Raw genomic sequence first — 16,755 nt, 5'->3', positions numbered from 1 at the left:
GGCGAGGACCGCCGGTCGCGAACCGGTCAAGCGGGCCGGCGCGGCCGGACCCGGGGGTTGACCGCCCACGGGCGGGGTAACCGATGACGATCGGCAGAGCGAAGGAGACACCACGATGGTCAAGGTCGGTTACACCCTGATGTGCGAGCAGTCCGGCCCCAAGGAGCTGGTCGACTACGCGGTGCGCGCCGAGGCGGCCGGCTTCGACCAACTGGTGATCTCCGACCACTACTACCCCTGGCTGGACTCGCAGGGCCACGCCCCGTACGCCTGGTCGGTGCTCGGCGCGGTCGCCCACGCCACCAGCCGGGCCGAGCTGATGTCCTTCGTGACCTGCCCCATCCGCCGGTACCACCCCGCCGTCGTGGCGCAGAAGGCCAGCACGATCGGGGTGCTCTCCGACGGCCGGTTCACCCTCGGCCTGGGCGCCGGGGAAAACCTCAACGAGCACGTCGTCGGCGGTTGGCCGCACGTGCAGCAGCGGCACGAGATGTTCGAGGAGGCGTTGCAGATCATCCGGCCGCTGCTCAACGGCGAGACCCTGACCTTCTCCGGCAACCACTACGACGTGCCCGACGCGTACGTCTGGGACCGGCCGGCCCAGCCGGTGCCGATGGCGGTGGCCGCATCCGGGCGGCAGTCGGCGATGCTGGCCGCCGACCACGCCGACGGCCTTGTCGCCACCGAGCCGGACCCACACCTCATCCAGTTGTACGACGAGGCAGGCGGCGCCGGCCGCCCCCGGTTCGGCCAGGTGGCGATCTGCTATGGCCCGGACGAGGCGGAGTGCCGCAAGATCGTGCACGACCAGTTCCGCTGGTTCGGGATGGGCTGGAAGGTCAACGCCGACCTGCCCGGGCCGGACTCGTTCGCCGCCGCCACCCAGTTCGTCCGCGAGGAGGACGTCGCCGAGGGCATCTCCTGCGGCCCGAACGTCGAGGAGCACGTCGAGTCGTTCAAGAAGTTCGTCGACGCCGGCTTCACCCATGTGGCGCTCGTCCAGGTCGGCGGCGACACCCAGCCGAGGTTCCTCGACTGGGCCCGGGAGGAGTTGCTCCCCCGGCTCCGCGCGCTGTGACGGCACCGGCCCGCCCGACGGGTACTTCCGTCGAGGTCGCGCCGGTGGGGTTCACCCGGGCGCAACTGCGGCTCGCCCCGGCCGCCCAGCGACCCGCCGCCGGGCCGCCCAGCGAGTGGGCAGCTCGTCGCGGTCACGGCGTACCCACACCCCACACCCCACACCCCACACCCCACACCCCACACCCCACACCCCACACCCCACACCCCACACCCCACACCCCACACCCCACACCCCACACCCCACACCCCACACCCGCGATCTTGCACTCCCGGCCCCCGCGATGAGGCTTTTACCCCTTTCGTCGGGGCCCGTAGTGCAAGATCGACGAAATCCGGGGGTGGGGGCGGGGCCCGAAGTGCAAGATCAGGCAGGGGCGGGGCAGCGGGGTGGGGTGGGGTGGTCAGGCTGGGCTGAGGTCGAGGTCGGCGAGCAGCGGGTAGTGGTCGGAGGCGTACTCGGTCTCGCCGCCGCGCAGCACCGCGCAGGCCCGCGCCAGTCGGGCCAGGGCCGCGGTGCCGAAGAGGTAGTCCAGCCGCATCCCTGAGAACTCCGTCCCGCCGCCGTGCCGGGTGGGCGCGGTCAGCCCGGCGTCGCCGGGGGCGAGCGCGCCGTGCAGGTCGACCAGGCCGGCGGCGGCGAGCCGGGCCACCGCCCGGGTCTCCACCGTGCGGCCGTCGAGGCGCAGGTGACGGCGGCGGTACGCGGGGGGCAACCGAGCTACCCGTTCGGTGTGGTCGGTCTCCGGGTCGAGGGTGTTCAGGTCCCCGGCCAGCAGCGTCAGCGCCCCGGGGGCCCGGCGGACGTCGGCGGCCAGCCAGCCGGCCTCGATCCGCCGCCGGAGCCCGCAGTACGGGTCGAGGTGGGCGCTCAGCAGGGTGAACGGTCCGGCGTCGGTGGCCACGGTGACCCGTACGGCGGCGTGGTGGAACGGGCGGCGCACCGGTGCCGCCGCGAGGACCCGCAGCGGCGGGCGGACCAGCACGGCCACCGGCTGCCCGAGACAGGATCGGGCCAGGTACGCCCGCATGCCCACCTCGGCGGCGAACCCGGCCAGCACGTCGCCGGTGTCGAAGCCACGCAGCTCCTGCACGGCCAGCAGGTCCGGCCGCTGCGCGGCGACGACCCGGGCCACCCGGCCCAGCCGGCCGGGACCGGTCCGGTCCCGGCCGCCGGTCCTGATGTTCCAGGTCATCACCCGCAGCATGGGCGCCGGTCAGTCCGCCCGGCCGGCCTTGGCCAGCTCGTCGTCCAACTCGTCGACCTGATCGGCGGCGATGGCCGGCTGGCTACCCTCGGCCAGGTCGGCGTTGGGGCGGATCGCCCAGTAGAGCAGCCCGATCCACAGGGCGCTGAGCAGGATCGCGCCCATGAAGTCGGTGGGGTGGTGCATGCCCCGGTAGATCCGGGAGGTGGCCACTCCGACCGGCATGATCACGGCCAGGGCCACGAAGATCCAGCGCCACCAGCGATCGGTACGGGGGAACACGATCACCGCGATGGCGAGCCAGACGCAGATGGTGGCGGCGATGTGCCCGGACGGGAACGACGAGGTGGGCATCTGCCCGTCCAGGTTCTCCACCGGCGGGCGGGGCCGATCCACGACCCGGGCGGAGGCGAGGAAGAGGGTCAGCTCGCCGAACATCGCCAGCGCCACGAAGAGCACCGGCCGCCAGCGCCGCCACACCGCCAGCACCAACGGGCAGAACACCAGCGAGACGATCAGGATCGCGTGGGTGTCGCCGAACTTGCTCCACCACCAGCTCACCTCGGTCCACCCGTCGGTGTGCCGCTCGGCGAACCAGCGCGGGATCTCGGTGTCGAGGGTGCCGAAGAAGGTGTCCTTGGCGTGGTAGCTGACGAACGTGCCGAAGGCGTACAGCACGCCGAACACCAGCACCCAGCCGACCAGCAGCTCGGCGACGGTGGAGCGCGGGTGCTCCAGCACGTGTTCCTCGGCCGGGGCGGGAGCGATGTCGTGCCCCGCCTCGGGTTCCAGGCCCTCGGTCAGCGGCGGCACCGGCCGGCCACGCTCGCGCCGCCACAACCGGAAGGCGTACGCGGTGACGCCGAGCCAGGCCGCGCCGAGTAGCCAGCCGCCGAGCACGTCGGAGACGAAGTGCACGCCCAGCGCGATCCGGGTCAGCCCGATCAGCGCCACCAACACGGCGGCGATGGCGATGGCGGGCTTGCGCCAGCGGGGCGCCATGGCCGGCAGGAAGACCAGCAGCAGCGCCCCGTACGCGACGAACGAGCCGAGGGCGTGGCCGCTGGGGAAGCTGTTGCCGGGGGCGCTGGCGATCGGCACGTCCACCACCGGGCGGAGCCGGCCGACCAGCGCCTTCAGCGACGGGTCGAGGATCAGGCCACCCACCCCGGTGATGATCAGGTACACGGCCAGCCGGGACCGCCGCCGGATCAGCAGCCCGATCACGGCGACGCTGACCAGCCAGATCAGCACCGGCCGCCCACCGAGGTCGGTGATCGCCTGGAGCACGGTGACCAGTGCGTGGTGCGGCGCGACGAGCCCGTTGAACCACTCGGCGGCCTCGTGGTCGGCCCGGTGCAGCGGGCTCCATCGAAAACGTACGAGCATCAGCAGCAGCCCGAAGGCGACCCCGGCGCCGGTGACTGCCACCAGCCCGGCGATGCTCCGCTCGGCGAAATGGCCGAGTGGCCGCCGCACCACCTCTTTGACCGCGGTCACCCCGCACCTCCTTTTTCTGTCCTGGCGAGGCGGTGTACCCGATCCGCGGTTCGCGTACACCGGGGGATGTCTCCCCCCGGTCAGAGCGAGGTCATCTCGCCGGTGTCGTGGAGCTCCTCGCGTTCGGCCTCGGGCTGCCACAGGTCCGGCTTGGCCGGTTCCGGCACGCCGATCCGCATCGCCTCCAACTGGGCGGCGAAGGCCAACCCGCCGAAGAGCGCCATGCCGGTGAGGTTGGCCCAGAGCAGCAGCGCCATCATCCCGGTCAACGCGCCGTACGTCTGTCCGAAACCGTCGCTGACCTGCACGTAGGCGGCGAGCAGCAGGCTGGCGAGCCACCACAGCGCGGTGGCGATGCCCGCGCCGAAGAAGAGCCAGGACAGGCCGGGCTGCTTGCGCCGGGGGGCGTGCCGGAACAGCAGGGCCACGGCGAGCACGGTCAGCCCGAGGCTCAGCGGCCAGCGGACCACGTCCCACACCCGGTAGACGAACTCGCCCCACTCGTAGTGCCGCCGCACCGAGTCGCCCATCGCCCCGCCGCCGACGAGGATCAGGAAGCCGGTCAGCGCCGGGACGCCGGCGACGATCGCGAGCAGCACGGCGCGCAGGTACTTCCACAGCGCCGGGCGGTCCCGCTCGACGCCGTAGATCCGGTTCGCGCCGCGCTCGATCTGCGCCATCGTCGTGGTGAGCGCGAAGAGGCCGGTGAGCAACCCGAGGGTCAGCGCCAACTCGCCGGCGTCCTCGGTGCGCTCGCTGTCAACCAGCAGGTCCTCCACCATCGCCTCGCTCTGCCCGGGGGTCAGGGCGAGGACGGTGTCGGCTACCACCTCGCCGCCCGCGTTGGCGCCGAGGTCGGTGATCAGGCCGGTGAGGGCGATCAGGAACGGCACCACGGCGAGGCAGAGCTGCAACGCGAACGCCCGGGAGTGGCTGAACCCGTCGCCGTAGCGGAACCGGACGAACGCGTCCCGCAGCAGGCACCAGCCGCCCTGTCGGCGCAGGGTGCGCCAGGCGTCGTCCGCCGAGAGCTCCTCGTCGGCCATGAGCCGGGTCTCGGGCACGATCCTGGTGCTACTCACGGCGGGCCTCCTCGACCAGTTCCTCGCCTCGCTTCCCGGCGGCGTCCGCGTCGACGGCCAGGTCCGGCGTCTGCTCGGGCTGCGGCACGCAGAGCCAGAGCGAGCGGGGGCGGATCTCCGCCACGAGCCGCCGGCCGGGGGAGATGAGGTCGCCGTCGAGCTCGCGCGGCTGCGCCCGGTTGCTGGTGATCTCCACCTTGCGGGCCCGGAAGACCTCCATCCCGGGGACGCTGCCTCGACGCCGGACCAGCGCCCAGCCCATGGCCAGCCAGTGCCGCAGCGTCCGCGGGGTGAGCACGGCGACGTCGAGCCAGCCGTCGTCCGGTTCGGCGTCGGTGAGCAGGGTGACCCCGCCCTGGAGCCGGCCGACGTTGGCGATCAGCACGGAGCGGGCCCGGCGGCGCAGCGGCGGCCCGCCGTCGATGCGGATGGAGACCTTCATCGGCCGGTCCCGCAGGTGCCGGGCGGCTCCCACGACGTACGCGGGCCAGCCGATGCGGGCCTTGGTGGTCTCCGAGGTGGAGTCGAGCATCTGGGCGTCGAAGCCCATACCGGCCATCACGGCGAAGTAGTTGTCCTCGACCGCGCCGACGTCGAGCTGCCGGCGGCCACGCTCGACGGCCACCTCCAGCCCGGCGGCCAGGTCGGTGGAGAGGCCGAGGTTCGCGGCGAGCAGGTTGCCGGTGCCCTGGGGCAGCACGGCCAGGGCCACGTCGGTGCCGACCAGGCCGCTGACGCAGGACATCACGGTGCCGTCGCCGCCGCAGGCGAAGACCACGTCGACGCCGGCGGAGACGGCCTCCTCGGTCTGGCCTCGGCCCGGGTCTTCGGGGGTGGTCTCGAACCACAGCGGCTCGGGCCAACCGGCGGCGGTGAGGGCGGCGTCGACGGTCTTCCGCAGCTCGTCGAGGTCGGGGACCTTCACCGGGTTGACCACCACCGCGGAGCGTAGCCCGCCTTCGACAGCGGCCGATCGCGCGTTGCGCTCAGCTTCCACGGCGCCAGTGTGCAGCAACTCCGACCGGGCGGCGACCCGGTGACCGGTGAGGTTGCGCGCACCGAAAACAGGTTTGCGGGGAGGAAGACGTCGCTTTTGCCGACCCGGAGGCCGGGCAGGACGCCTTCCTCCCCTTTGCTAGGCCGCCGTCCGCAGGGCGGACTCCACCCGGCGACGCAGGTCGGCCAGGTCGACCCCGGCCTCGGTGAGGACCAGGGCGGCCGTTCCGCCGGCCTCGCGGAGCAGGCCGAGCAGGAGGTGCTCGGTGCCGATGTGCCGGTGCCGCAGCCCGAGCGCCTCGCGCAGCGCCAGCTCCAACACCTTCTTCGCCCGGGGCGAGAACAGGCCGCCGGGCTGTTGCCGGCGACCCCAGCGGCGGCGGGGGCCCGGGGCGGCGGCGCGCAGCGCGTCGGGGCCGAAGGACTCCTCGATCCGGGCGACGACGGCGGAGAGGTCGATGCCGATCTCGCGCAGCGCGGCGATGTCGGCCTCGGCGAGCCCCGCCCCGTCGTCGTCAGCGGTGTGCCGGGCGACGGCGGCGCGCAGGTCGTCGTCGTGGACGCCGGCGGCGCGCAGCACCCGGGCCCCGACGCTGTCGGCGTCGGCGAGGATCCCGAGCAGCAGGTGCTCGGTGTCGATCTGGCCCTGGCCGGCCCGCGCCTCGTCGCGGGCCCGGCCGACCACCTCGCGGGCCCGTGCGGTGAACTGTTCGAACATCACGCCTCCCAGGTGCTCTGGACCGCCGGTCGCCCGGCGTGCTTCTTGTGGACCGCCTGCCGGCTGACCTCGAGGGCGTCGGCGATCTCCTGCCAGGACCAGCCCTGTCGTCGGGCGTTGTCCACCTGGACCACCTCCAGCCGTTCGAGGAGCCGGCGCAGGGCGCGCACGGCGCGCAGGCCGACCCGGGGATCGGTGCTGCCGGCCGCCGCCGCGAGTTCCGTTGCCTGACTCATGGCGTCAACTTACATTGACAGCGCCCGCCTGTCAACAAAAGTTGACGCCCTGGCGCACGATCCCGTCCCCCGCAAGGCAACAACATGCACAGACGGCGGCCGGGTGTACGCCGGCGATGCGTGCGGGCTCGACCACTACGCCCGGCTCAGGAGGGGATCTTCCCGGCTGCGGTAGTCGTGCCTTGCCTCATGACGGCTGAGTTGGTGGTGCCGAGAAACCTAAACGAGGTGGAGTCGAAGACCAGCACTTCATGGCCACCGGCGGAGATCCCGATGCCCTGCCGACCCGCACCGTCCTGAACGTTGGGCACCGCGACGACTCCCGGGAGCATTGCCAGCGCCTTGAAGATCGCACTGCGCTGGGCCGGCAGTAGATACGTTCCAGTCACGAGAAGCGTCCTTGCCGCCTCCAGAGCCAGGGAATCCTGGCCCCCGATCAGCCCGGCACTTGAGGGACTCGGGCTGGGCGTACCCGCCCGACGATCTCCCTTGAGCCAGGCCAGCACTGCGGAGGGATCGGCGGGGAAGTCCGCCGGAAGAACACCTCTCGTGCAATGCGAGAGACCGTCGCCCAGCTTGGTTGGATTTTGCTCTTCCTGACACGAAGCCATCGCAATCCACGGCCACCACTCGGCGCTGCCGTCCTTCGGGCGCTGGCGTTGTTTACCGCTCCTCGTCGGGTCCACGGGGAGCCAGATCTGTGTCACGACCGGCGGTCGTCTCATGGTCTTGAAGGAGCCATCAGGCTGTTGGACCTGCTCCGAGTAGCTGCTGACCGTCTCCGTGAAGATGTATCCGCTTCCCTCCGGGGGTGTGCTGGTGGACTGTCGGCCGACGGCGGCTGCGTTATCGAGGACAGTTGCGGCTCGGGGCGTGGCCGCTTGTCCGGACGGCGTATGCGAACTTGGCCACAAGCCCGCCACCGCCGCAGCAGCACCCACCACGGCGAGCGTCACCGCTGCGGCATGCCACGTCTTGCGGGTTCGCCTGCGAGGCGAGTCGCGGAAGGCGGCCGCGGGGAGAGCGACGAGTGGCTCACCTTCGCCAGGGGCGAGGTCTTCCCCCAACTGCTTGATCAGGTCCAGGTCCTTCACGTCAACTCCTGAGCAATGTCGCCGGGTAGGCATTTGCGGATATTCCGACGGGCACGATGCAACCGCGATCGGACCGTGCCGAGCGGTATCCCGAGCGCCCTGGCCACCTCTTCGTAGGTCAGGTCAGCCCACGCGATCAGGAGCAGCACGTCCCGGTCGCGCCGAGAGAGCCTCGCGAGCGCCTCGACCAGCGGCCTTCGCCATGCTCGAGCCGAGGCGGCATCAGCGACTCGATCGGCAAGGTCCTCCGCGCCTCGGTCGCGGGCGGAGCGCAGAAGAGCGCGGTACCTGGCCTGCTCGACGCGGTGATGACGGGCGATCTCCCTGATCGCGATGGCGAAGAACCAGGGCCGAGCATCACTGTGACGCAGGTCGTACGTCCGCCTGGCGCGGAACGCCTTCATGAAGGTCTCGGCGACGACGTCCTCCGCGGCCTCTCGCCCGAGCCGCCGATACGCGTAACCGTGCAACACCCCGGCGTGCCGCTCGTACAGCACACCGAACCGGTCGGGCTCTGCCAGCGACGCCGTGATGATCTCGGCGTCGGTACTCTCGGCCGCAGCCGGGGGGCCGTCGACTCGACGTTCCGTATCGATCACCTGCTTCAACCCCGCCTCCCAGGACGTCTCGTAGACGCCCTATCTATGCAGCAGGCATCCAAAGGGTTCGCTCCAACCGACCCGCCAGCGGCAACGTGATCGATTCGTTATAAGGATGCAGGGCAACCACGTCCTATGCGGAAATGCTTCCGCTAAGGCTTTCGCGCTTATGCAGTAAAATTCCTGGCGTTCTTCGGTAGCACCCGCGACTTCGAAGGCGTCGGTGACTCTCCAGTCGCTGACGGAGCTTTACCCGGGCCGGGAGGAACCAGGTCCCGACGACGTTCCCGCACCGCTGATCCGGCCACGCCGACGCACCGGGGCGACTACGCTCGGTCAGAAGAGCGTGACGACGCCGGGAGATGAGGCCGGATGACCACACCCGTCGACGCGCCGGTGGTGGCCGCGGTCGGCTCGTCGGACACGGCCCTGGTCGTGGTCCGGCTGGCTGCTGAAGAAGCCACCAGGCGCGGCCGTCCGCTCATCCTGCTGCACGCGTTCAACTGGGCGGCGGCGCCGGGGCGTCCGTCGGTCTCCGGCCCGCGCGCCGAGGCCGAGGACCTGCTCGAACGGGCCACCGCGGTCGCCGCCGAGGTGGAGCCGGCGCTGCCGGTAAACGGTGAGATCGTGGAGGGCGCGCCGGTGGCCGCGTTGATCCGCCGCTCCGAGTCGGCGTTCCTGATCGCCGTGGGAGACGGCGGGATGGCCCACCGCCGGGCCGCCATCACCGCCGACGCACCAGCGGTGCAGCTCGCCGCCCGAGCGGCCTGCCCGGTGCTGGTGGTCCGCCCCGAACCGCCGCCGCAGGGCCCGGTGCTGGTCGGCGTCGACGGTTCGGCGAGTTCCCGAACAGCGCTGGAGTTCGCCTTCGACTGCGCCGCCCGCCGGTCGACCCGGCTGCTCGCCGTCCGGGCCACCGAGCCGGCACGACCGGGTGCGGGCGACGACCCGGCCGACTTCGACGCCGAGGACGCCCGCGCCGAACTGGCCGAGGCGGTGGCGTGGTGCGGTCGTCGGCACCCGTCGGTGTCGGTTGAGTGCCGCGCCGTCGTCGGCGACCCCGGCAACGTCCTGGTCGATCGGTCCCGCTCCGCGCAGCTCGCGATCGTCGCCGCCCGGGGGGACGAACCGCTGCGTGGAATGCTCGGCGCGGTCAGCCAGTCGCTGCTCTATCACTCGCCCGCCCCGGTCATCGTCGTTCGTGGACTGGTTTCCACCGTGCCGGACGGGACATGACGCCCTTACCCCTGGGGACCAACGGCCCTGATCCAATCCCCGGGCGGCGACGAAGCTGGACGTGGCCGGGAGAGCCCGGGACACGGGATGCGAACGTCCCCGATCCGCGAGAGGCTTACGCAGCATGAGCACCGCTGTAGAACTGCACAGCCCCCTGACCGATGACGAGCTGCGCCGGCTGGACGCGTACTGGCGGGCGGCCAACTACCTGACCGTGGGGCAGATCTACCTGCTGGACAACCCGCTGCTGCGGGAGCCGCTGCGGCCCGAGCACGTCAAGCCCCGGCTGCTCGGCCACTGGGGCACCAGCCCCGGCCTGAACCTGCTCTACGCGCACCTCAACCGGGTGATCGTCAACCGGGAGTTGCCGACGATCTTCGTCACCGGCCCGGGCCACGGCGGCCCCGCCCTGGTGGCGAACACCTGGCTCGAGGGCACGTACAGCGAGCTCTACCACTCGGTCAGCCGCGACGAGACCGGCATGCAGCGGCTGTTCCGTCAGTTCTCCTTCCCCGGGGGCATCCCGAGCCACGTCGCACCGGAGGTGCCGGGTTCGATCCACGAGGGCGGCGAGCTGGGGTACGCGCTGAGCCACGCGTACGGTGCCGCGTTCGACAACCCGGACCTGCTGGTCGCCTGCGTGATCGGCGACGGCGAGGCGGAGACCGGCCCGCTGGCCGGCAGCTGGCTGTCGAACGTCTTCCTCAACCCGGCCCGGGACGGGGCGGTGCTCCCGATCCTGCACCTGAACGGCTACAAGATCGCCAACCCGTCGGTGCTGGACCGGATCCCCACCGACGACCTGCTGAACATGATGCGCGGCTTCGGCTACCAGCCGTACGTGGTGGCCGGCGACGACCCGGCGACGGTGCACCAACTCCTCGCCGCCACCCTGGACCGGGCGGTCGACGAGATCGCCGACATCCAGCGCCGGGCCCGCTCCGGCGGCCCGGTCGAGCGCCCCCGCTGGCCAATGATCATCCTGCGGACGCCGAAGGGCTGGACCGGCCCGGCCAGGGTCGACGGCAAGCAGGTGGAGGGGACGTTCCGGGCCCACCAGGTGCCGATCGCCGAGGTGCGGGACAACTCGGAGCACCTGGCCGAGCTGGAGCGCTGGCTGCGCAGCTACCGGCCGGAGGAGCTCTTCGACGCCACCGGTGCCCCCGTCGCCGAGCTGGCCGCGCTCCCGCCACGGGGTGACCTACGGATGAGCGCGAACCCGGTCACCAACGGCGGGGCGGTCCTGCGCGAGCTGACCCTGCCGGACTTCCGGGACTACGCGGTCGACGTCGAACAGCCCGGCGAACCGACCGTCGGCGCCGCCGGCGTGCTCGGCAAGTGGGTACGCGACGTGATCGCCGCCAACCCCGAGACGTTCCGCCTCTTCGGCCCCGACGAGGTCGCCTCCAACCGGCTCGGCGCGGCCTTCGAGGTCACCGACCGGGCGTTCGTCGGCCGCACCATCGACGGCGACGACCACCTCTCCCCCGACGGCCGGGTGATGGAGGTGCTCTCCGAGCACCTCTGCCAGGGTTGGTTGGAGGGATACCTGCTCACCGGCCGGCACGGCATCTTCACCAGCTACGAGGCGTTCATCCACATCGTCGACTCGATGGTCAACCAGCACGCCAAGTGGCTGAAGGTGACCCGGAGCATCCCCTGGCGGCAGCCGGTGGCCTCGCTGAACTACCTGCTTTCCAGCCACGTATGGCGGCAGGACCACAACGGCTTCTCCCACCAGGACCCGGGCTTCATCGACCATGTGATGAACAAGAAGGCCGAGGTGGTCCGGGTCTACCTGCCGCCGGACGGCAACACCCTGCTCTCCACCATGGACCACTGCCTGCGCAGCCGGCACTACATCAACGTGGTGGTGGCCGGCAAGCAGCCCGCGCCGAACTGGCTGACCATGGATGAGGCGATCCAGCACTGCCAGCGCGGCCTGGGCATCTGGGACTGGGCCGGCACCGACGACGGTGAGGAGCCGGACGTGGTGCTCGGCTGCGCCGGGGACGTGCCGACGCTGGAGACCCTGGCCGCCGCCGACCTGCTCCGCCAGCACCTGCCCGAGCTGAAGGTGCGGGTCGTCAACGTGGTCGACCTGATGCGCCTCCAGCCGCCGTCGGAGCACCCGCACGGCCTGACAGACAACGAGTTCGACACCATCTTCACCCGCGACAAGCCGATCGTCTTCGCGTACCACGGCTACCCGTGGCTGATCCACCGGCTGACCTACCGCCGGGCCAACCACGGCAACCTGCACGTGCGCGGATACAAGGAGGAGGGCACCACCACCACGCCGTTCGACATGGTGATGCTCAACGACCTGGACCGCTTCCACCTGGTGATCGATGTGATCGACCGGACGCCGGGGCTGGCGTCACGCGCCGCGCACCTGCGCCAGGAGATGGTCGACGCGCGGCAGGCCTGCCGCGATTACACCCGCCGCTTCGGCACCGACGACCCCCGGGTCGCGGAGTGGCGTTGGATCCGAGAGACGGAACCCGAGATGCGGAGCGGAAAATGAGCAACGACGAGATCCTGGTCGGCTACGACGGCTCCGCCGACGCCACCCGCGCCCTGAACTGGGCGCTGGACGAGGCAGAGCAGAGCGGCCGGCCGGTCCGGCTGGCGTACGTCTTCGAGTGGGTGACCGTGGCCGGCTGGGTCGGCCCCGGGGTGGCCCCCGGCATCTGGCCGGACGCGACCGCCCGGCGGCAGGTCGAGGAGCTGGTCGGCAAGGCCGTCTCCGACGCCGCCGCCGCGCGGCCCACCGCGACGGTGCGCGGCGGGGTGTACGACGGGCCACCGGCGCTGGTGCTGGGAGAGTGCTCCGCCGAGGCCGGCCTGCTGGTGCTCGGCAGCCGTGGTCACGGCGGGTTCGGCGGTCTGCTCGCCGGCTCCACCGCCGTGTCGGTGGCCGCGCACGCCCACTGCCCGGTGGTGGTGGTCCGGGATGGCGACGCCGCCACCGGCCGCACCGGGCGGGTGGTGGTCGGCGTCGACGGGTCGGCCACCTCGCTGCTGGCCCTCGGCTTCGCCGTGGAGCGGGCGGCCCAGCGGGGCGTACCGCTGCACGTGGTGCGGGTCTGGGAGCCGACGGCGGAGGACGGCCTCGCCCCCGACGACGCGGTGGCGGCGGAGCGGACGGAGCTGGACGAGCTGCTGGCCCGGTGGCGGGAGACGTACCCCGACGTCGCGGTGACCGTCGACATGGTGACCGGCCGCCCGGCCGGCGCCCTGGTCGAGGCGAGCCGGGACGCGCAGCTCGTGGTGGTCGGCACCCGGGGCCGGGGCGGCCTGCGCGGCATGTTGCTCGGCTCGGTGAGCCAACAGCTCATCCAGCACGCCCACTGCCCGGTCGCGGTGGTCCGCGAACGCTGACGCCCTCAGTCGCGGAGGGAGAAGTAGTCCTCCTCCTCCTGTGCGAGGTGCAGGCGCAGGACGGCGTCCAGGCCGTACAGGGCGGCGAGCAGGTCGGTGACCTGCTCGCCGCGCAGCGGCCCGTCGCCGGCCTGCGTCAGCTGCCCACCGATCCGGTCGATCAGGCTGCGGATCTCCACGTGCCCCCGGCTCATCGTCGAGGTCGCCTCGTCGCTGCCGAGCGGCCCGGCCAGCGCCGGGTAGAGCTGCCGCTCCTCGGCGGCCTCGTGCGGCAGCACCTGCCCGGCGAGCCGGTGGTGGACCTCGCGCAGGGCGGGCAGGCAGTCGGGCGAGTCGGGGTGGATGGCGACGAGATCGGCGGTGTCCCGCAGCCCGACCAGCACGTCCCGGATAACGGCGTGCTCGCCCGCGTACCGGTCGAGCAGGTGGCGGGTGTCCGGCGGGACGTCTCGGCGGCGCAGCCCGCCGCCCAGCGCCCGCAGCGCGTTGAGGATCACCACCACGTCGATGCCCTCCTGGAGGAACGCGCCGGCCACCGGGGGCAGTCGGCCGGCCGCCGCGAACAGCATCGCCAGCACGGCCAGCCCCATCCCCACGACGGCGCTCTGGGCGGCGATCCGGCGGGTGTACCGGGCGATCTCCACGGCGTCGGCGAGCCGGTCGAGCCGGTCGACGGTGAGCACCGCGTCGGCGACGTCAGCGGAGGCGGTCGCCCCGGTGGCCCCCATCGCCACCCCGACGTGCGCTGCGGCCAGCGCGGGGGCGTCGTTCACCCCGTCGCCGACCATCACGGTCACGGCCCGCCGGGACTCCTCCCGCACCCGGGCGGTCTTCTCCTGCGGCGAGCACCGGGCCAGCACGTCGTCCACCCCGACAGCCCTGGCGACCTGCTGAGCGGTCACGGGCCGGTCGCCGGTGACCATGATCACCCGAGTCAGGCCGGCCCCACGCAGCCGCCGGACGGTCCGGCGGGCGTCGGGGCGGACCGGGTCTTCCAGCAGGATCGCCCCGAGCGGCCCCCGCTCGCCGCTGACCCAGACCACAGACCGTCCGGCCAGCTCGGCGCGTTCGGCGGCCCGGGTCGCCCACTCGGGCAGTTCCCCGGTGAGCTGGCCGACCCGAACCAGCCGCCCGTCGACCCGGCCGCTGACGCCGGTCCCCGGCTCCTCGGTCACCTCCGTCGGCTCGGCCAGCAGCAGCCCCCGGTCCCGGGCCTGCCGGACCAGCGCGGCGGCCAGCACGTGCGGGGAGAGTTGTTCCACGGAGGCAGCCAGCCGCAACACCTCGTCCCGGTCACCGCCGGGGGCGACCACCGTCTCCGCCGTGCGGGGCCGGCCTGCGGTGAGCGTGCCGGTCTTGTCGACCATCAGGGTCCGGGCCCTGCCGAGCAGCTCCAGCGAACCGCCGTCGCGGACCAGCACGCCGCGCCGAGCCACCCGGGACAGCCCGGAGACGATCGCGATCGGGGTGGCCAGCAGCAGCGGGCAGGGGGTGGCCACCACCAGCACCGCCACCGCCCGCACGAACTCCCCGGACAGCAGCCAGCCCAGGCCGGCCAGGACCAGGGTGAACGGCACGAACGCCGCCGCGTACCGGTCGGCCATCCGGACCATCGGGGCCTTGTGCGCGGTGGCCTCCTCGGCGAGCCGGACGATCCCCGCATACGTGCTCTCCGCCGCGTTCCTCGTCGCCCGCAGCCCGAAGCCGGCCCCGGCGTTGACCGCGCCGCTGGACACCGACTCCCCCGCCGCCCGCGCGACCAGTTGGGACTCCCCGGTGACCACCGACTCGTCGAGGGTGGCGGCCTCCTCGACGGTCCCGTCGACCGGCACCACGTCCCCGGGGCCGACCACCAGCCGATCGCCCGCCGCGACCCGGTCCAGCGGGACCGTCTCGATGCCGCCGTCGGGGCTACGCCGCCGCGCCGAGCGCGGGGCCCGCTCCAACAGGGCCCGCAGGTCGCGGGTCGCCCGGCGCTGGGCGTACGACTCCAGCGAACGGCCGGTGGCCAGCATCACCGCGATCACCGCGCCGGCCAGGTACTCGCGGACGACGAGCGCGCCGACGAGCGCCAGCACGGCGATCACGTCCACCCCGAACTGCCGGCGCCACAGTTGGCGCAGCGTCGACCAGGCGGCGGGGCCCAGCGCCGTCACCGTGGCCGCGGCCCAGAGCACGTCCGCCACCGTGCGCCGCCCGGCGAGCCACAGCCCCGCCCCGACCAGCACCCCCACGGTCAGCGCGGTCAGCGGTCCCCACTCCCGCGCACGCGTCCAGCGCCGCCGCACCGGCTTCTCCGGTACGCACTCCCGCGGCTCCGCCCCCATCTTCGGATCGTCCCAGCGACGCCGGCCACCGGCCGGCGCAACCAGCGAATCCGCCGCCCACCGGCCGCTGACAAACAGCGAATCCGCCGCCCGCCGGCGGGATCGGCGGCCGTGCCTGCACCACCGTCGGTCACGGGTCCGACGGCCCGGGGGCGTCGGGAGCCGCGTACCGTGCGACCGACGGACCGCTGACGCAGCATGAAGCGGTAACCCCACCCGAAGCACCACCGGGTCGGGGCACCATGGGGAGAAACGAAAGGTCGTGACGATGAGCCACGAGACGCCGGACCGTCCGCTGACCACCGCGCTCGCGGAGGCCGCCGCGACGGCCGGTCACGCCCCCTCGGTGCACAACACGCAGCCGTGGCGCTGGCGGGTGCTGCCCGACGCCCTGGAGCTTCGTGTGGTCCGGGACCGCCAGCTGGCCGCCACCGACCCGGAGGGGCGACTGCTGGCGGTGAGCTGCGGCGCGGCGCTGCACCACGCCCGGGTGGCCCTGGCGGCCGAGGGCTGGGTCGCCGTCGTGGAGCGGCTGCCCGACCCGGCCGACCCCGAACTGCTGGCCCGGCTCACCGGCCTGAAGCGCACCGAGGCCGACCCGGACGCGATGCGCCTGGTGCAGTGCATGCAGATCCGGCACACCGACCGGCGGCCGGTCAGCGACGAGCCGGTGCCCACCGCCGCGCTCGACGACATCACGACAGCGGTCGCCGCCGAGGGCGCCCGCGTGCAGATCCTCAACGCCGACCAGGTGATGGAGCTTGCCGCCGCCGCGGGGCACGCCGGGTCGGTCGAGGCGGAGGACCCGCAGCTCCGCGAGGAGCTGGACTACTGGACCAGCCGGACGGACTCCGGCACCGGCCTGCCGCCGGAGGTGCTGCCCGCGCAGGCGCCACAGACCACCGTGCCGGGCCGGGACTTCGGCCGTCCCGGAACCCTGCCGGTCAACGCGGGCCACGACCGGGCGGCGGTGTACGGGATGCTCTTCGGCGACGAGGACGAGCCAGACAGCTGGCTGCGCGCCGGCGAGGCGCTGTCGGCGGCGTGGCTGACCGCCACCCGGCTGGGCGTGTCGATGGTGCCGCTGTCGGGCGTGGTGGAGGTGGAGGGCACCCGGCTGACGCTGCGGCGGGTGCTCGCCGGCCTGGGGTACCCGTACCTGGTGCTGCGGATGGGGATCGCGGACCCGGAGCACGCCGGCCCGCCGCACACCCCGCGGCTGCCCACCGAACAGATCGTGGACACCTCCGCGGTACGCGCCGGGGACGCGTGACGGCCGCACTCCGCCCGGTCACCCG

Annotated in this window: 14 protein-coding genes; 5 read left to right on the top strand and 9 right to left on the bottom strand. The window is 72.8% G+C overall.

Annotation, left to right across the window (positions count from 1 at the left end; genetic code table 11):
- The first annotated feature begins 115 nt into the window (after positions 1–115).
- Positions 116–1,078, top strand: coding sequence for a TIGR03557 family F420-dependent LLM class oxidoreductase (locus SNR22_RS02755; protein WP_320064799.1), 963 nt, complete (start codon positions 116–118; stop codon positions 1,076–1,078).
- 403 nt (positions 1,079–1,481) lie between these two features.
- Here SNR22_RS02755 and SNR22_RS02750 read toward each other — a convergent pair whose 3' ends face one another.
- The 8 genes from SNR22_RS02750 to SNR22_RS02710 form a co-directional block, all read right to left on the bottom strand.
- Complete coding sequence (locus SNR22_RS02750; protein ID WP_320064797.1) at positions 1,482–2,285, bottom strand: endonuclease/exonuclease/phosphatase family protein; 804 nt, start codon at positions 2,283–2,285, stop codon at positions 1,482–1,484.
- Between the two features lie 9 nt (positions 2,286–2,294).
- On the bottom strand, positions 2,295–3,785 hold the full coding sequence (locus SNR22_RS02745; protein WP_320064795.1) for a phosphatase PAP2 family protein: 1,491 nt from the start codon (positions 3,783–3,785) through the stop codon (positions 2,295–2,297).
- An 80-nt stretch (positions 3,786–3,865) separates the two neighbouring features.
- Positions 3,866–4,867 carry a YihY/virulence factor BrkB family protein gene (locus SNR22_RS02740; RefSeq protein ID WP_320064794.1) on the bottom strand — a complete coding sequence of 334 codons (1,002 nt, stop codon included), beginning with the start codon at positions 4,865–4,867 and terminating at the stop codon, positions 3,866–3,868.
- Positions 4,860–5,864, bottom strand: a complete 1,005-nt coding sequence (locus SNR22_RS02735; protein WP_320064793.1) for a diacylglycerol/lipid kinase family protein — start codon at positions 5,862–5,864, stop codon at positions 4,860–4,862. Before SNR22_RS02735 ends, SNR22_RS02740 begins: the two co-directional genes overlap by 8 nt.
- A gap of 138 nt (positions 5,865–6,002) precedes the next feature.
- On the bottom strand, positions 6,003–6,581 hold the full coding sequence (locus SNR22_RS29330; RefSeq protein WP_413775574.1) for a Clp protease N-terminal domain-containing protein: 579 nt from the start codon (positions 6,579–6,581) through the stop codon (positions 6,003–6,005).
- A complete protein-coding gene (locus tag SNR22_RS02720; RefSeq protein ID WP_320064791.1) occupies positions 6,581–6,817 on the bottom strand; it encodes an HTH domain-containing protein in 237 nt (78 codons plus the stop codon). Before SNR22_RS02720 ends, SNR22_RS29330 begins: the two co-directional genes overlap by 1 nt.
- A 146-nt stretch (positions 6,818–6,963) precedes the next feature.
- Complete coding sequence (locus SNR22_RS02715) at positions 6,964–7,911, bottom strand: CU044_5270 family protein (RefSeq protein WP_320064789.1); 948 nt, start codon at positions 7,909–7,911, stop codon at positions 6,964–6,966.
- Positions 7,908–8,510 carry an RNA polymerase sigma factor gene (locus SNR22_RS02710; RefSeq protein ID WP_413775583.1) on the bottom strand — a complete coding sequence of 201 codons (603 nt, stop codon included), beginning with the start codon at positions 8,508–8,510 and terminating at the stop codon, positions 7,908–7,910. The genes SNR22_RS02715 and SNR22_RS02710 overlap by 4 nt, the downstream gene beginning before the upstream one ends.
- Before the next feature lie 372 nt (positions 8,511–8,882).
- On the opposite strand from SNR22_RS02710, the gene SNR22_RS02705 reads away from it, so the two are divergent.
- From SNR22_RS02705 to SNR22_RS02695, 3 genes are all read left to right on the top strand, one after another.
- Positions 8,883–9,746, top strand: a complete 864-nt coding sequence (locus SNR22_RS02705; RefSeq protein WP_320064785.1) for a universal stress protein — start codon at positions 8,883–8,885, stop codon at positions 9,744–9,746.
- 124 nt (positions 9,747–9,870) lie between these two features.
- Positions 9,871–12,273, top strand: a complete 2,403-nt coding sequence (locus tag SNR22_RS02700) for a phosphoketolase family protein (protein ID WP_320064784.1) — start codon at positions 9,871–9,873, stop codon at positions 12,271–12,273.
- Positions 12,270–13,130, top strand: coding sequence for a universal stress protein (locus tag SNR22_RS02695; protein ID WP_320064782.1), 861 nt, complete (start codon positions 12,270–12,272; stop codon positions 13,128–13,130). Before SNR22_RS02700 ends, SNR22_RS02695 begins: the two co-directional genes overlap by 4 nt.
- Positions 13,131–13,135: 5 nt before the next feature.
- Here the strand turns inward: SNR22_RS02695 and SNR22_RS02690 are convergent, their stop codons facing one another.
- Positions 13,136–15,457 carry a heavy metal translocating P-type ATPase gene (locus tag SNR22_RS02690; RefSeq protein WP_320064780.1) on the bottom strand — a complete coding sequence of 774 codons (2,322 nt, stop codon included), beginning with the start codon at positions 15,455–15,457 and terminating at the stop codon, positions 13,136–13,138.
- A gap of 268 nt (positions 15,458–15,725) precedes the next feature.
- On the opposite strand from SNR22_RS02690, the gene SNR22_RS02685 reads away from it, so the two are divergent.
- Positions 15,726–16,730, top strand: coding sequence for an Acg family FMN-binding oxidoreductase (locus SNR22_RS02685; protein ID WP_320064779.1), 1,005 nt, complete (start codon positions 15,726–15,728; stop codon positions 16,728–16,730).
- The last annotated feature ends 25 nt before the right edge of the window (positions 16,731–16,755 follow it).

It is taken from the genome of Micromonospora sp. RTGN7 (assembly GCF_033804645.1).
Lineage (GTDB): Bacteria > Actinomycetota > Actinomycetes > Mycobacteriales > Micromonosporaceae > Micromonospora.
The sequence above is the reverse complement of the archived record's forward strand: the minus strand, read 5'-3'. Positions and strand labels throughout refer to the sequence as shown.

Coding starts and splice junctions, on each gene's coding strand:
- SNR22_RS02695 (WP_320064782.1), top strand. CDS start 12,270: ATGAGCAACGACGAGATCCTGGTCGGCTACGACGGCTCCGCCGACGCC.
- SNR22_RS02690 (WP_320064780.1), bottom strand. CDS start 15,457: ATGGGGGCGGAGCCGCGGGAGTGCGTACCGGAGAAGCCGGTGCGGCGG.
- SNR22_RS02700 (WP_320064784.1), top strand. CDS start 9,871: ATGAGCACCGCTGTAGAACTGCACAGCCCCCTGACCGATGACGAGCTG.
- SNR22_RS02720 (WP_320064791.1), bottom strand. CDS start 6,817: ATGAGTCAGGCAACGGAACTCGCGGCGGCGGCCGGCAGCACCGATCCC.
- SNR22_RS02685 (WP_320064779.1), top strand. CDS start 15,726: ATGAGCCACGAGACGCCGGACCGTCCGCTGACCACCGCGCTCGCGGAG.
- SNR22_RS29330 (WP_413775574.1), bottom strand. CDS start 6,581: ATGTTCGAACAGTTCACCGCACGGGCCCGCGAGGTGGTCGGCCGGGCC.
- SNR22_RS02755 (WP_320064799.1), top strand. CDS start 116: ATGGTCAAGGTCGGTTACACCCTGATGTGCGAGCAGTCCGGCCCCAAG.
- SNR22_RS02750 (WP_320064797.1), bottom strand. CDS start 2,285: ATGCTGCGGGTGATGACCTGGAACATCAGGACCGGCGGCCGGGACCGG.
- SNR22_RS02705 (WP_320064785.1), top strand. CDS start 8,883: ATGACCACACCCGTCGACGCGCCGGTGGTGGCCGCGGTCGGCTCGTCG.